14 protein-coding genes and 1 riboswitch are annotated in these 16,017 nt (G+C 41.8%); of the genes, 7 read left to right on the top strand and 7 right to left on the bottom strand.

Annotation, left to right across the window (positions count from 1 at the left end; translation table 11 throughout):
- Positions 1 to 212 precede the first annotated feature (212 nt).
- Both LZG71_RS24545 and LZG71_RS30505 read left to right on the top strand, forming a co-directional pair.
- A complete protein-coding gene (locus LZG71_RS24545) occupies positions 213 to 1,691 on the top strand; it encodes an arginine decarboxylase (protein WP_233824939.1) in 1,479 nt (492 codons plus the stop codon).
- A gap of 108 nt (positions 1,692 to 1,799) precedes the next feature.
- Positions 1,800 to 1,928, top strand: coding sequence for a hypothetical protein (locus LZG71_RS30505; RefSeq protein WP_255713198.1), 129 nt, complete (start codon positions 1,800 to 1,802; stop codon positions 1,926 to 1,928).
- A gap of 57 nt (positions 1,929 to 1,985) precedes the next feature.
- Here the strand turns inward: LZG71_RS30505 and LZG71_RS24540 are convergent, their stop codons facing one another.
- From LZG71_RS24540 to LZG71_RS24510, 7 genes are all read right to left on the bottom strand, one after another.
- Positions 1,986 to 2,516: an HAD-IIIA family hydrolase gene (locus tag LZG71_RS24540; protein ID WP_233824937.1), complete on the bottom strand. Its 531-nt coding sequence runs from the start codon at positions 2,514 to 2,516 to the stop codon at positions 1,986 to 1,988.
- A 151-nt stretch (positions 2,517 to 2,667) separates the two neighbouring features.
- On the bottom strand, positions 2,668 to 3,693 hold the full coding sequence (hemE, locus tag LZG71_RS24535) for a uroporphyrinogen decarboxylase (protein WP_233824936.1): 1,026 nt from the start codon (positions 3,691 to 3,693) through the stop codon (positions 2,668 to 2,670).
- A 75-nt stretch (positions 3,694 to 3,768) separates the two neighbouring features.
- Positions 3,769 to 4,176, bottom strand: coding sequence for a type II toxin-antitoxin system VapC family toxin (locus LZG71_RS24530; protein ID WP_233824935.1), 408 nt, complete (start codon positions 4,174 to 4,176; stop codon positions 3,769 to 3,771).
- Positions 4,177 to 4,178: 2 nt separating this feature from the next.
- Positions 4,179 to 4,409, bottom strand: coding sequence for a hypothetical protein (locus LZG71_RS24525; protein WP_233824934.1), 231 nt, complete (start codon positions 4,407 to 4,409; stop codon positions 4,179 to 4,181).
- A 215-nt stretch (positions 4,410 to 4,624) separates the two neighbouring features.
- Entirely contained in the window at positions 4,625 to 7,099 is a 2,475-nt protein-coding gene (locus tag LZG71_RS24520; RefSeq protein ID WP_233824933.1) for a TonB-dependent receptor, read from the bottom strand.
- 113 nt (positions 7,100 to 7,212) lie between these two features.
- Positions 7,213 to 7,308, bottom strand: a riboswitch (TPP riboswitch).
- Positions 7,309 to 7,416: 108 nt separating this feature from the next.
- A complete protein-coding gene (locus LZG71_RS24515) occupies positions 7,417 to 7,656 on the bottom strand; it encodes a hypothetical protein (protein WP_233824932.1) in 240 nt (79 codons plus the stop codon).
- A complete protein-coding gene (locus LZG71_RS24510) occupies positions 7,656 to 7,889 on the bottom strand; it encodes a hypothetical protein (protein WP_233824931.1) in 234 nt (77 codons plus the stop codon). Before LZG71_RS24510 ends, LZG71_RS24515 begins: the two co-directional genes overlap by 1 nt.
- A gap of 190 nt (positions 7,890 to 8,079) precedes the next feature.
- Between LZG71_RS24510 and rocD the strand changes: the two genes are divergently transcribed.
- The 5 genes from rocD to LZG71_RS24485 all read left to right on the top strand — a co-directional run bounded on the left by rocD (position 8,080) and on the right by LZG71_RS24485 (position 15,929).
- Positions 8,080 to 9,336, top strand: a complete 1,257-nt coding sequence (rocD, locus tag LZG71_RS24505) for an ornithine--oxo-acid transaminase (RefSeq protein WP_255713194.1) — start codon at positions 8,080 to 8,082, stop codon at positions 9,334 to 9,336.
- A 4-nt stretch (positions 9,337 to 9,340) separates the two neighbouring features.
- The gene (locus LZG71_RS24500; protein WP_233824930.1) at positions 9,341 to 10,729 is read left to right on the top strand and encodes a S41 family peptidase; all 1,389 of its coding nucleotides are present in this window, start codon (positions 9,341 to 9,343) and stop codon (positions 10,727 to 10,729) included.
- Between the two features lie 106 nt (positions 10,730 to 10,835).
- Positions 10,836 to 11,090 (top strand): GlsB/YeaQ/YmgE family stress response membrane protein, encoded by a 255-nt coding sequence (locus tag LZG71_RS24495; protein WP_233824928.1) that lies wholly within the window; start codon positions 10,836 to 10,838, stop codon positions 11,088 to 11,090.
- Positions 11,091 to 11,204: 114 nt separating this feature from the next.
- On the top strand, positions 11,205 to 12,746 hold the full coding sequence (locus LZG71_RS24490) for a GH3 auxin-responsive promoter family protein (RefSeq protein ID WP_233824926.1): 1,542 nt from the start codon (positions 11,205 to 11,207) through the stop codon (positions 12,744 to 12,746).
- An 84-nt stretch (positions 12,747 to 12,830) separates the two neighbouring features.
- Positions 12,831 to 15,929 carry an SMC family ATPase gene (locus tag LZG71_RS24485; protein WP_233824925.1) on the top strand — a complete coding sequence of 1,033 codons (3,099 nt, stop codon included), beginning with the start codon at positions 12,831 to 12,833 and terminating at the stop codon, positions 15,927 to 15,929.
- Positions 15,930 to 16,017: the final 88 nt, after the last annotated feature.

The raw sequence follows: 16,017 nt of genomic DNA, 5'->3' as shown, positions 1-16,017 counted from the left end.
TCATCCCATAGGAATGATTTATAAGCAAATGATGTTTGGAATTAACATATATTCTGGGCAATTTTCGGGTCTTTTTTGTTCCGCACTACCTGCAATATTAACAATTTGATAAATCGGGTAATCAGTGGCACTAAAGAATAATGAAATCCGGTTTTAAACGTATTGTAATCAATCACTCACAATTCTAAACAGCAGTCCGCAACCAACAATAAATGAAAAGCTACATTGACCTGATTCAGCAAACGTTCGAGTTTCCTACAATGGAATTTAACGTTGACAATAATGAATTGCTGTTCAACAATGTACCATTGATGGACATCATCAAGGAGCATGGTACGCCGTTAAAACTAAATTATCTTCCCAAGATTGGAGAACATATTTCAAACGCGAATATGTTTTTCAAAAATGCCTTTAAGAGGCATAACTACAAGGGAAGCTATACCTATTGCTACTGTACCAAGTCGTCGCACTTTAGTTTTGTGCTGGAAGAAGCCCTGAAGCATAACGTCCATCTGGAAACGTCATCTTCGTTCGACATTCCCATCATTCGCGAGCTGTACAGACGTGGCAAAGTGAGTAAGTCTACTTACATATTAGCAAATGGCTATAAAAGACCCCTTTATACACAGTATTTAAGCGAGCTCATTAACGAAGGATTCAACTGTATTCCTATTTTGGATAACCTTCGTGAAATAGAAGCTTACGAAAAGCTGGTTACAGCCGACTCTGTAAATTTGGGAATTCGTATTGCAACGGATGAAGAGCCTAACTTCGCCTTCTATACATCCCGTCTGGGTATCCGATACAATGATGTGACTGAGCTTTACAAGGATAAGATTGCATCGAATCCGAAGTTCAAGCTTAAAATGCTTCATTTCTTTATCAATACAGGAATTAAAGACAGTGCCTACTACTGGAGTGAGCTCACACGCTTTATGTTCAAGTACTGTGAAATGAAGAAAATATGTCCGGATCTTGATTCTATTGATATCGGAGGTGGCTTGCCAATCCAGACATCATTGTCGACCGGATATGATTACCAGCAGATGATTGACGAAATCGTTGAAAACATTCAATGGATTTGTAACAAGAATAACGTTCCTGCACCTCATATCTTTACCGAGTTCGGAAGTTACACTGTCGGTGAAAGCGGAGCGGTAATATATGAAGTGATTGACAAAAAACTTCAGAATGATAAAGAGCTCTGGTACATGATCAATGGCTCGTTCATCACGCAGCTTCCTGACTCATGGGGAATGAACCAGAAATACATCATGATGCCGATCAATAACTGGGACAGCCCGTATCAAAAGGTAAACCTTGGCGGACTGACTTGCGACTCGCAGGATTTCTACAACAGTGAGATGCACAGCGCCGATTTGTACATGCCGATTTACGAAGATGATGAACCACAATACATTGGTTTCTTCCATACCGGTGCATATCAGGAATCATTGGGCGGATACGGCGGCATACAGCATTGCCTGATTCCGGCACCAAAACATGTGTTGGTAGACCGTGATGAAGAAGGTAAGATCACCACCAAGGTGTTTGCGGTGGAACAAAACAGCGATTCTATGCTCAGAATACTGGGTTTCAAAGATGAATCCTATGTTTCGCCTGATGTGAAGGATCAAAAAGATGATGAGCCTGCTGAGCAGGTTGAAGAACTGGCAGAAACAAAAATCTGATCAGTTATATAAAGTTCTTTGAATGAGTTCGTTATTAGTCAGACTAAAACGCTCATTCAAAGAATTATTTTTTATAAATTTGCAGTGACATCTAACATTTCACACCTGATGAAAAAATTATTATTCCTTCTTGCAGTTTGCGGTACAATGGCAATGGCATCCTGCACCAAACATGCTTGTCCTGCTTACGGATCAAGTCAGAAAGCAGCACCAGTTAATCCTTCGGAGCGCGCTTAATTCATTTTTTTGTTGAATATTAAGCATACAGGCTTTCAATGAAGTTTGTATGTATTTTTATTTCGTGCCACTAGCCAATATTATTTTGGCTGCTTCCAGCAAATTAGCCGAAAAGTAATCCCCTGTCGCCGTCTCATCACCCGTCACGATGTGAATTGTTTGTAAGTCCACCTTTTTCCCTGCTTCCATATCACGGGCTCTGTCTCCTACCATCCACGATTGTGAAGGATCAATGTTGTATTTAGCTATGGCTTTTTCAAGCAGCAGAGAGTCCGGTTTTCTTGAAAGAGACCTTCCTGAAACAGAAGGATGATACGGACAAAAATAAAGATCATCCAACATGCCTCCCGAAGCTTCCTGCATTTTTTCATGAATGGCATAAACCAGTTCCGGACCATACAATCCTTTTGCAATACCAGCCTGATTGGTAATCACAATCAATAGAAAACCTGCGGATTTTAATAACTGCAATGCCTCGGGAACTCCTTCGGGAATGATCAGATCTTCCAGATTTTGTATATAATCACCCAATTCTTCATTCAGAACACCGTCACGGTCAAGAAATACGCATTTGCTTTTTGGGGGCATAAAGTGGTTTTAGGTTACACAGAGATTCACAGAGATTAAAAAGAGCGGACGCCGCGCGGGGTCACAGAGAAAATTATTGGCTCTTTAACCGGGACTTGAGATTTTAAATAAAACTCTGTGTACCTCCTTTTATCTCTGTGTAACCTAACAACTAAGCAGAATATTCTTTAACAGATTCGATGAAGCAACGTACTTTATCGGGATCAGTGTCCGGATAAACGCCGTGACCAAGGTTTGCAATGTAATTTTGCGTTCCAAACTGGTTCAGCATCTTCTTCACTTCCAGTTTGATCTGATCATAAGACGCATATAAAACACAAGGATCAAGATTTCCCTGTAACGTTTTATTTGGAATAAGCTTGCGGGATTCGGCGATATCCATGTTCCAGTCGAGCCCTACAACGGAGCAACTCAACTGACTGATTTCTTCTCTTGCAAAGAACGCACCTTTGGCAAAAACCGTAACAGGCACCTCCGTTATCGCATCGCAAATTTGCTTGATATACGGCAAAGAGAATATCCGGTATTGCTCAGGAGAAAGGATTCCAGCCCATGAATCAAATATCTGAACCAGATCAGCACCAGCACGTATTTGTGCTTTCAGGTAAGCGATTGTACTGTCTGTTATTTTTTGAAGCAACAAATGAGAAAAAGCCGGATCAGCGTAGAGATGTTTTTTGGCAACCGAGAAAGTCTTGGAACCTTTCCCTTCCGTCATGTAACAAAAAATCGTAAAAGGAGCTCCTGCAAAACCGATCAGCGGAACCCGGTTATCAAGTCCTTGCTTTGTCAGTTTGATAGCGTCAAGTACGTATTTAAGATCCGTTTCCGGTTCAGCAACATGTAGTTTTTCCAGATCCGCGGTTGTATGAACTGTATTCGGGAATATTGGTCCACGCTGTTCAGCCATTTCGTAAGGCAAACCCATCGCTTCGGGAATTACCAGAATATCGGAGAATATGATCGCGGCATCCACTCCAAGCAGATCCACAGGCTGCAATGTCACTTCCGCAGCCATTTCTGGCGTAGTCGCAAGGGTGATAAAACTTCCTGCTTTTGCACGTACAGCTCTATATTCAGCCAAAATGCGACCAGCCTGGCGCATCATCCAAACAGGAGTACGTTCGGTTTTCTCGCCCCGCGCCGCACGTAGTAAAAGGTCATTTTTCAAATTCATGCGGCAAAGGTAACCAGAAAGTAGATAGATAGACAAAACAGATGAGTTACGTTCACGATTTAGCTATCAAAATTTCTACAATATAGAAATCTCAATATTTGTATGCTTCTGTATCCTCTTAAAATCTGAATTGTTATAGGTGTAGAATTTTGTAAGAGAAAGACTTTCTGCCAAAGCAGTGTGAACGCAATCATTGATATGTTTAAAGCCTATCATTTTAGCAATATCCAACGCTCTTACGATATTGGCCTGTGTGACCACAGCAAGATCAAGCGAAGCGATGAACGAAAGTTTACTTTCAATTTCATCGTTTGAGAGGCCAAACCTTGCAAGACCGTAACCAACCTCCTGGATAGTGAGTGTTGAGGTAACAAAGGTCCCTTTGCCAATGGCTTTAAATACAAGATTCCTGGCTTCTTCATGCTTATCAGGATCCTGGATTACAAGAAAATTAAAAATTACATCTGAATCGAAATACTCCACAATCAACCATTCATTTCGTTAACGATGGAATTGAAATCAAGGTCATTGGAAACCCGTTTTGGGGGATATTTTTTTTCCAGTTCCAGAAACCGATATACAGGATCAAGAGCTTCACTCGTCTGTTCGGATGAAACGGTAATTGTCAACACTTCTTCTCCTCTAAATTGGCTTTTTATATCAGCAATGAGGCTTGTATTTACGTCACTTGCTTTTATGTGATATGTTGTTTGCATACAAATGGGTGGTTTTGCAAGTTCCTTTCAGTCCGGATTTAACATTAAATATAACGATTTATCAGATTATAATATACATAAGGACATTACAGCAAATCCCGTACCATTTTAACCTCGGAGTTAAAAGGAGTTTAAACACGGGGCTTCACTGAGATATTTTATTATAAAACTCCGTGAAACTCTGTATTTCCTCCTCTAAACTCCGTGGTCAATACTTAAAACTTAAAATTAACCCCAACTAAAAAATTCGTCCCGGCCTGCGGAAAATAGAAGTTCTCCCGGATTTGCTGGGGATTTGGCTGAGCTTGTGTTTTTTCAGGATAAAATCCATAAGTATAACCATTAGACTCATACCGCTCATTCAGAATGTTATTGACCAGCAAATTGAAGGTAATTTCTTTCATCCAGGATGGCTTCACCGTGTAAGTCAACCGTACATCATTGGTAAAATAGGCATCCAGTTTTCTGGTTTCGTTCGATGTGTTATCGAGATATTGCTTGCCTACGAACTTGGTCAGCAAGGCGAGTTCCAGGTTTTTCTTTGGGCTGTATGTCAACTGGCTGCCAACTATGACATTAGGAGAAAACGAGATATCTGTTTTCCCATGCCCGATGGTACGGTATTCATAAGTATCATAATCGATTACGTATTCTGTAAAATTATTGATCTTGTTCTGGCTAAAAGTGGCGTTTGCATTCCATTTCAGATTTTTATTAAACACAACGGCACCTTCCAGTTCAATACCCATCCGGTAACTTTTCGGTACGTTTACGCGCATCGCATTTCCTACGTCATTAATCTGCCCGGTAAGAACAAGCTGATTCTTGTAATTCATCAGGTAATAGTTGGCTGCAAAAGCCCAGATTCCTTTTTGTGTACGCACTCCTGCCTCTACATTATGAAGTGTTTCGTGTTTGGGGAATAATTGTGCCGTCGCGTACGTGAAATCGTCCCGGTTTGGCTCCCTGTTACCCATGCTGTAAGAGGCGTAAATTGAACTCTGAGGAGCAATCTGATACGTCAAACCTGCCTTGGGATTCACAAAAGAGTAAGATTGATCCACCGCATGATTGATCAGATCATTATCATTTCCATGAATGGAGTGACTCACAGTCCGGAATTGTACATCAGCAAATCCATTCAGCTTTTCGGTAAACTGATAATAGAGTTTACCATAGATATTGAAGTCTTTTTTAATACCAGTATTGAAATAGTACTGATGCTCATTACTAATGTTGCCTGCATTTTTTGCCCAGATAATCTGTCCGTAATGCTCGCCATCATATTTGTTCCATCCTCCGCCAACGCTTGCCGTCAGTTTTTTGAAACTGTTGTAATCCAGTGAGAAAGTCGTTCCGTAAAAGTAATTATCCAGCCACCTTCTTCTGATGATATCCGTTCGTTCCAGCGTGTCGGCTCCAACGACTACGTTCGGCAGATTGTAGCTGCTGTATTTTGCACCAGGCCTGAATTGCTCGTAATATCCCAAACCGCGAACCATGAATGCGTTCAGGTTAAGCGTAAGATTATCGGTAAGTGTATGTGAAGTCACAAGCTGGTAATGATCCTGGCGATAGTTGTCTACCTCATTTTTATAAGTATATGAATTGTAGGTTCGGTCATCTGAATTCAAAAGATTTTCTGCATCCTTTTCACTCAGTTCATTTCTACCAATGTATTCCAGCATACCTTCCCGATCACCCCTCAGCTTTGCCTCTGGCACACCGTTCCACGACTGATACGTACGCTCTTTCCCCGAAAAGACATTGGCACGTATAAAACTCTTTTTACCATAATATGCTCCCGACAAATAATAGGAATGAAGCTCCGAAGAAGCGCGGTCTACAAAACCATCCGACGATATTCTCGAAAGCCGGCCATCCACTGAAAACTTATTGCTGATCAGCCCGGTACCCAGTTTGATGGTATTTTTAAAGGTATTGAACGAGCCAAATGAATTATTCAATTCTGCATAAGCTTCTTCCCGGAAAGCATTGGTGCTGATATTGACACTAGCTCCAAATGCTCCTGCACCGTTTGTAGATGTCCCGACGCCGCGCTGCACCTGAATACTGCTGACCGACGAAGCAAAATCCGGCATATTCACCCAAAACACACCCTGGCTTTCCGCATCATTGTAGGGAATTCCATTAACCGTAACGTTAATGCGCGTTGCATCCGATCCACGGATACGAATTCCGGTATATCCCACACCACCACCGGCATCACTGGTGCTCACCAGCGACGGCGTAAAATTGAGCAAAACCGGCAAATCCTGACCAAGATTCTGTTTTTCAATAGTCTCGGCACTCACATTGGTGTAAGCCATTCCCGTTTTATCATTCACACGCGTTGCGCTGATGATAACTTCATCGGCTTGGTAAGTGCTTTTAGTCAGTGTTACATTTACAACGCTGCTCTGTTCCGTAAGATCAAGCTTCAGAGATTGATAACCAACATAGGAAACATTCAGGATAGAAATATTTTCGGCAATGTTCTTCAAAGAAAAGTTGCCGTTTTTGTCGGTGGTAGCTCCCCGAATTTCTCCTGCTCGGACAGTCGCACCAGGCAATGGTTTGCCATCGGCAGCATCGGTAACTGTGCCGGAAATTGTTTTTTGCGCCCAAACATGGGACACGGTTATTGCACTAAAAATCAGCACAAACAGATAGGTCGTAAATTTTCGCATAGCGATAAAAATATTTACGAACAGGCAGGGGCCACCTATCCTCGATTAAAAAAATAAAATGCGATAACAGCTAAGAATGGTATTCATTTGAAGGTTATTAACCTTCGTATTCTTTCATTTAAGCTTTCTCTCCCTACGCCGGCATTATCCGGATCAGGTTGTATGGGTATGATCTCAGCCCGTTCGGTTGGGCACCCCTATGAGATTCTGCTGCAAAGTTAGCGCAGGAATGCGAATGAATCACCAATAGCTCGATAATTATCCTCTATCGTCCCACAAAGCTGGATTTCTACTGGTATGTAGCACCGCTACAATTATTACTGTTTTGTATTATCATTAACCGTAAAATGAATCATGAATGGAAAAACATCCAACAAAGCAGTGTGCACGTCAGAGTAACGAACAATGTAAAGCTGAGGATTAAGTAAAACTTTGGAGACTTTTATTCTTACAAATCGGATGAAACGATTGCCAAGTCCCCGCTGCTGTTCATTGTACCAGAGAGCAGCTTCCTGAATGTCCTTTTTTGCATCAGGCAGAATTACAGCCCTGTACATCAGATATTTTTTTCTAAATCATCCATCGCCGATTCAAAATCCAAAGCGTACTCAGGATTTTTTTTAAATTCTTCCAGGCGAGATAAAACTACATCTTTGTGCCACTCAGGAATATCATAGGTTTCCTCTTCTTCTATTCCTTTGAACCTCGTTTTCAATTCCTCCCAATCGGAAATGGGTATATAAACACCAGTCGTAATACCCTCGCTATCTGCGATATATTGTAACTTCATAGTTGTGTTTCCTAGTTAATTGAATTATACGGATAGAAATTTAAATCCTTAGGCTAAAAACAAAAATCACTATTAACAAATATAATCATTTTATAAATTAATGCATGGCAACAGGCCATACCTGATAATCAGTAACCTTTTATGTATTTTTACTAACCAAATCTAACAACAGCTTAAAGGCGTATATTTAATGACTCACTATACAGATACTACTTTCGTGGATGCTTCTCAACATGCAATAGAGCTTGAATACCGCTACGGTGCTCACAATTACAAACCGATGCCGGTTGTGCTTGCAAAAGGCCTGGGTGTGCACGTATGGGACGTTGAAGGCAAGCAGTATTTTGATTTCCTGTCTGCGTACAGTGCCGTAAGCCAGGGACATTGCCACCCGAAAATTGTGAATGCAATGGTGGAGCAGGCTCAAAAACTCACACTTACTTCACGTGCTTTTTACAACGACAAACTTGGAGAATGCGAAAAGTTTCTGTGTGAATATTTCGGGTACGATAAAGTCCTGATGATGAATAGTGGCGTGGAAGGTGGCGAAACTGCACTCAAACTTACCCGCAAATGGGCGTACAAAGTAAAAGGCATTGCCCCAAACCAAGCCAAAACGGTATACGCTTCCGGAAATTTCTGGGGCAGAACGCTGGCAGCCATTTCGTCTTCAACGGATTCGTCAAGCACCGACGACTACGGTCCGTTTTTACCTGGAGTAATAATTATTCCTTATGACGACCTCGATGCTCTTGAAAATACTTTAAAGAATGACCCGGACATCGCAGGTTTTATGGTAGAACCCATTCAGGGCGAAGCAGGTGTGGTGGTCCCGAAGGAAGGATATCTGAAAGGTGTAAGGGATTTGTGTACAAAATACAATGTCCTTTTCATTGCTGATGAAGTTCAAACCGGAATAGGACGTACCGGAAAACGCCTGGCGTGTGACTGGGAAAATGTAAAACCGGATATTCTGGTTTTAGGAAAGGCGCTTTCCGGAGGTACAATGCCTGTTTCGGCCGCTTTGGCTAATGATGAGGTAATGCTAACGATTGCTCCCGGCGAACACGGTTCTACCTACGGAGGCAATCCGCTTGCCTGTGCAGTTACCATTGCTGCTTTGCAGGTGGTTGATGATGAAAACCTGGCAGATAATGCTGAGAAAATGGGACTCTTGTTCCGAAGTAGAATGGAGGATCTTCAAAAGCAATGTAATCTGATTGAAATCGTTCGTGGAAAGGGGCTTTTGAATGCAATCGTGATCAACGATACGGAAGAAAGTAATACAGCAATGGACCTTTGTTATAGAATGATGCACAAGGGTTTGCTTTGTAAGCCTACGCATGGCAATAAGATCAGGTTTGCACCTCCGCTGGTTATCAATGAGGAACAAATGAATGATGCATGCGACATTATATGTGAAGTTTTTATGGATTTCAACAATTAGAAAGATGCGATTAAAACGTCTGCTGGCAATTTTGATAATGGCGGGAGCCTTGTCTTCCTGCAAGGATAAAACGGTGGATCCGGCTTCGGACGGCCAGACCAATGACTGGATACTATCTAACATGAAGTACTGGTATTACTGGAATGAAACCATTCCGGCGAGCCCGGATAAATCTCTGAAACCAGGTGCATTTTTCAGTTCACTGCTTAACAAATATGACGCAACAACCAATCCCAACGGAGACCGGTTTTCGTGGATACAGGAAAGCGCGGATGAACTTGAGGAATCTCTGAACGGAAAATCGACAACTACCGGAATGGACTTCAAACTCGTGTATTACCCCAGCGGATCCACAAACGTGGTTGGAATTGTGTTGTACACGCTCCCGAATTCCCCGGCCGCCAAAGCAGGTTTCAAGCGCGGCGATATTTTCACGCACATTAACGACCAAAAGCTAACCGGCTCCAATTATAATGCTTTACTAAATGCCGACGGTGCTCTGACTTTCACACTAGGAAGCATCGACGACGCCGGAGTGATTACGGAAGGAACATTAAAAAAACAGGTTACAAAACTTTCGTTGCAGGAAGACCCTGTTCATTTTGATACCCTTTACCAATACGGCTCCAATAAAATTGGCTACATCGTTTATCACCAGTTTGTTCCGGGACCTGACAGTGTAAGCGGGTCAAAAGCTTACGATCAGAAACTGGAAGGTATTTTTGGCAAATTTAAATCTGCAAATGTAAATGCACTCATTCTGGATTTACGTTACAACGGTGGCGGTTATGTGAGCTCAGCCACAAGTCTTGCCAGCCTGATCGGGAAAGTGACTGCCAACGATGTTTTCTACCACAAAGAATACAACAAAACGGTAACTCCGGCTCTGGAAAAACAATATGGTGCCAGTTTCTTTTACGAGAAATTCCAGACAAAATCCCAGAACATCGGAGCGAACCTTACCAATCTTGTAGTTCTGACCTCCAAAAACTCAGCTTCTGCCAGTGAGCTGCTCATCAACGGGCTTAAACCATTTATGAACGTGACGCTGGTTGGTGATGTAACTTATGGTAAAAATGTAGGTTCCATCACGATTACGGGCAAGGACAAGGGTATAAAATGGGGTATGCAACCTATTGTTACCAAATCTTTCAACAGCCTGAAACAGTCGGACTACTCCGTAGGATTCACCCCCACTGCTAAAGTAACTGAAGGAACAAAGCTGTATCCATATGGCAGTGTAAAAGATCCGCTTTTGAACAAAGCGCTGTCACTCATTACAGGCGCTCCGGTAACCCGCCAAAGTTCGGCGCGTATCCAGGCAGATTACCAGGAAATAGGTTCTACAACAGCAAAAAAAGCCGGTGGCAGCAATATGTTTTTTGACAAATAATTAATTCGTTATCAACATTATTCCTGAATAGAATGAAGATGCTTTTTTCTGAGGCACGCTTTTTATAATATTGACAATTAATTTTTCACAATAAACTAAAGACATAATGGGAATTTTAACCTGGATCATTGTTGGCCTTCTGGCCGGAGCTATTGCAAAAGCACTTCACCCTGGTAAAGATCCGGGTGGTTTCATCATCACCATCCTAATCGGTATTGCCGGTGCAGTGGTTGGTGGATGGATATCGTCCATGTTCGGCTTTGGCACCGTCGACGGATTTAATATTGGAAGTCTGTTTATAGCAATACTTGGAGCCGTTTTGCTTCTTTTTATTTACAGAAAGTTCAGTACCAGAGCTTAAGATTTAAATCATACAAAGCTTGGTGAGGGAAACAGTTCCATTCTGTTCTCTCACCATTTTTATTTGCTATTTTTACGAAATTTCAAATTTAAGGTCTTAACCATCCCACACGTTATGAAACTGGTGAACGATATGACTGTCTGGTTTTTGAAGCGACGCTTTGAAAGGATAGAACAGTTTATGAAAAATCCGGTTGAAACCCAGCAACGTATATTTTCCGAGCTTATCGAAACGGCCCGGTATACCGAATGGGGAACAAGGCATAACTATGGCCAGATCAAAACGATTAAAGAATACCAGGAACAGGTTCCGGTCTCTTCCTACGAAGAATTATATCCATACATAGAACGTGTGTTGAAAGGCGAGCCGAATGTACTCTGGCCCTCTCCCATCGAATGGTTTTCAAAATCTTCCGGCACCACCAACGCCCGCAGTAAATACCTTCCCGTATCACCGGAAGCACTCGAAGATTGCCATTATGAAGGTGGAAAAGATATGATGTCGCTTCTGATTCATAACCGCCCCGAAACGCGCGTATTTGATGGAAAAGGTCTTTCTATCGGTGGAACTTTGCATGCTAATCCCTTCGATGACTATACACAGGTGGGTGATGTATCCGCAGTGATTATGCAAAATTTGCCTGCCTGGGGCGAACTGATGCGTACTCCTCCATTGGAAGTCGCACTCATGGATCACTGGGAAAGCAAACTTGAAAAAATGGCAACCATATGTTCCAAGGAAAATGTAACCAGTATTCTTGGTGTACCTACGTGGACGATTGTTCTTTTGGATCAGATTCTTGATCTGACCAAAAAAGACAATATGCTGGAAGTATGGCCGGATTTCGAGGCATTCATACATGGAGCAGTTTCTTTTGAACCATACCGAGAACTGTTTACTAAAAAATACTTCCCATCCGATCAGGTAACATATCTGGAAACGTACAGTGCATCCGAAGGCTTCTTTGCAATTCAGGATGATCTGAGCAAAATCGGAGAAATGTTGCTCATGCTGGATTACGGTATTTTTTATGAATTCATCCCCATGGATGAATTGGGAAAACCTCATCCCAAAGCGCTGTTACTGGACGAAATAGAAACGGGTGTAAACTACGCGCTCGTTATATCCACCAACGCCGGTCTTTGGCGTTACCTGATTGGCGATACGGTCAAATTCTCGTCCAAATATCCTTTCCGTCTGAAAGTAAGCGGACGTACCAAACATTTTATCAACGCTTTTGGAGAAGAAGTGATCGTTGAAAATGCGGACCATGCTATAAAAGTGGCGGCTAGTGAAACGAATGCACTTGTGGCAAACTACACAGCCGGACCGGTGTATATGGGCGACGGCTCCCGCGGACGTCACGAATGGATCATAGAATTTACTGAGGAACCTGATGACCGGGAAAGATTTTCACAAATTCTGGATAAAGTACTTCGTGAAGTAAATTCGGACTATGATGCCAAACGCTATAAAGACATGGCACTACTGGAACCCCTGATCCATTTTGTGCCTGCAGGAACATTCTATGCATGGATGGGCAAACGCAAGAAATTGGGCGGGCAAAACAAAGTCCCAAGACTGAGCAACGACAGAGATTATCTGGACGATCTGCTTTCCATGATCATGGACGAACCCTCGGCTTCAAGCAGATAAAAATTATCTTTCTAGAAATTGACCATTTAATAAGCCAACGGCCTTGGGCAACCTACCCAAAAGCTGAAAGCCAACCGCTGTGCTATGATTCCTAAATACCTCAAAATTAAAGGTTTGTATTCTTATCAAACCGAACAGGAAATCCATTTTGATGCACTTACGGATGCCTCCTTGTTTGGTATTTTTGGATCAGTGGGGAGCGGAAAATCATCCGTTTTGGAAGCCATTACTTTTGCCCTTTATGGTGATACTGAACGCCTCAACAAAGCCGGGGACGACAGAACATACAACATGATGAACCTGCGGTCAGATGAACTGTTGATCGATTTTGAATGTATTGCAGGAAAAAATGCAGAATTATACCGCTTTACGGTAAAAGGAAAACGGAATAGCAAAAATTTTAAAGAGGTAAAAACCTTCGAAAGAAAGGCATACATCTGGAAAGAAAATAACTGGATACCCCTTTCAGAAAATGAAACAACAGAAAGCATCATTGGTCTGAGTTACGATAATTTCAGACGTACGATCATCATTCCTCAGGGCCGTTTTCAGGAATTTATAGAACTGAAAGATGCAGAGAGAACCCGTATGATGAAAGAGCTTTTCCAGCTCGAAAAATACGACCTGAGCAGGAATGTGGGCACGCTAAGTAAACGCAACGATCTTGAACTTTCCAATCTGGATGGGCAGTTGCAAGGTATTGGCGACGTAACGCAGGAAATGATCGCTGAACAGGATTCCCTCAAAACGGAGGTGATATCAAAAATTACAGCAGTCAACAACCAGCTTATAAGCCAAACTTCGCAGCTCGAACAATTGCAGCAAGTAAAAGCCGCATTTGAGAAAATGCAGCTTCTTAAAAATCAGCTTTTGGGTTTTGAGTCGCAACAGGCAGGCATACTTGAACGTGAAGAAAATCTTAGAATTTTTGAAATCTGCTCGCTTCACCTCAAGACTTTTCTGGATCAGCAGAAAAGACTTAAAACTGATATAATCCGGGATCAGTCTTCTCATGAAAAGAATACCATTCGCGAAACGGAGCTGGCCAATCTATTAAATCAGAAAAAGGAAATCCTGACCAGCTTACACGATCGCTACGAAAAACGTCAGGAATTGCTGGACCTGGCCGAAGAACTCGAAAAAGTGATTCAGATTAAAGATCTGGCATCCAGGATAAAGAATCATTACATCGCACTAACTCAAACCGAAGAAAAACTAAAAAATCAGGAGGAGCTTATTGCGTTATACAAAAAAGAGAAACTAACTATTGAAGACGAAAATGAGCTCAAAAAAGGACAACTCATTGATGTCAATATATTAAGCCAAATTAAGGCATGGTTTGCTCTTTCAGACGAATTGGAGCAAAACCGGAAAGCAGTTTACAAAGAAGCCATTGACCTGGATGCCGAAATTAAAAACGCCACAACAGCACGTGAAGAAAAAATAAGCAAAGCAAGCAGTTTCTTCGGTCTGAACTTAGAGGTTGGTTCTTCAAAAGAGACGATCGCTGCCAGTGTTGAAAATTATTTAAGGACAAGTGAAACAGAAAAAGAAGGCCTGACCAAACAGACTCTATTGATCCAAACCCAAATGGCTTTGAATCAGTATGCAACAAATCTCGCAGATGGCGAACCATGTCCTTTATGTGGAGCAGAGCATCATCCGTCCGTATTGCATGTAGAAGAAAACTTGGCGGAACAAATTACAGTTAAGGACAGTCGCCGCAATCAGATTCAAAAACTGGAAGATTCCATACGCCGTTTCCACGCCGATATTGAAAAAGATTCAGCTGCAATTGATCATTTGGGAAAACAAACGACCGCTATAAAAGCACGGTATACAGATTTGAAGGACCGTATTAAGGCACATGATCTGCTTTTTGTCTGGGAAAAATTCAGCAAAGATAACCGTGAAGCTTTTGAAAGTAAGCTTGCACTTATGGAGCAGCTCCAAAAGCAGATTAAAGACAATGAGATTAAACTTAAAGCCAAAAACGCAGACATAGAAAAAGCTTCTCTCGACAAAACAGAGCAGATTGAAAAACCGCTGCAAGAGCTGAAAAATGAAATTTTAAGGATTGAGAATACTACGTCAACTTTGTCCGGGCAGCTGGTTCAGGTCAGTTTGACAGAATTTAGTCATACAGAAAAACAGGAAATAATTGAAAAAGTACTCAGTCTCAAAAAATCGTTTGAAGAAGTAAAACAAATTTACGAGCAGACGGAAACTCAGATTGACGTGCTGGACAAAGAAAAAAATACGATTTCGGGTAGTCAGGCTACGTTACTGGAAACACTCACAATCAACCAAAATGAATTGAAACGCATACAGGTGTCCATTCATGAGCAGTTGCTCAAACATGAGTTTGAATCAGAAAAACAAGTAGAAAGCATACTTGAAAAGCACATCTCAATTGATGTGGAAAGAAAAGAAATTGATGCTTTCAAAACTGCGCTGGGAACTGTAAAAAGGGACCTGGAAATCTTACAAAAAGAAAATCAGGACAAAATATACAGTACTGAACTGCACGAACAGCTTATTAAAGAAAAAGATGAACTTACTGTTAATCTGAACGCACTGCGAAAAGAGGAAGGACGGCTGGATGGTTTGCTCAAAAAACTAACAGACGATTTTTTAAAGAAAGGCCTTCTATTGAAAGAAAAAGGTCGTTTACAGGTCAGAAAATCACATCTTGATGATCTTGCCAAACTTTTCCGGTCAAGTGGTTTTGTCGACTATGCTTCCAGTATTTACCTGCAAAATCTGATTCAGGCTGCAAACCACCGATTTCATCAGATGACGCATCAGCAACTGCATCTCGAACTGGGCGAAGGAAATAGTTTCTGGGTGCGGGATCTGCTCAATGGCGGGCACATGCGCTTGCTCAAGACGCTATCGGGAGGACAGAAATTTCAGGCTGCGCTTTCCCTTGCTTTGGCACTTGCCGATCATATTCACATAAGAAATGAATCCAGACATAACTTCTTCTTTTTGGATGAAGGCTTCGGATCTCTGGATAAAAATGCTTTGCAAACTGTTTTTGAGACTTTAAAATCCCTTCGTAAAGAGAACCGTATCGTTGGTATAATAAGCCATGTAGAAGAGCTTCAACAAGAGATTCAAACCTATTTAAAGATTGAACAAACCGAAGAGGGTAGCCGTATCGTTTCGAGCTGGAAATAGTCACATCTTGTTGAGCGCATTCAGCCAGGAAGGCGAGATTTTGTTCAATAGGAAATTAGCCATTGCTGCTCACCTGTACAGTACAATG

The sequence above is a fragment of the Dyadobacter sp. CY312 genome (assembly GCF_021390535.1).
In the GTDB taxonomy this organism is placed as follows: domain Bacteria; phylum Bacteroidota; class Bacteroidia; order Cytophagales; family Spirosomataceae; genus Dyadobacter.
Note: the sequence above shows the minus strand (reverse complement) of the source record. Positions and strands in the feature narration are given on the sequence as shown.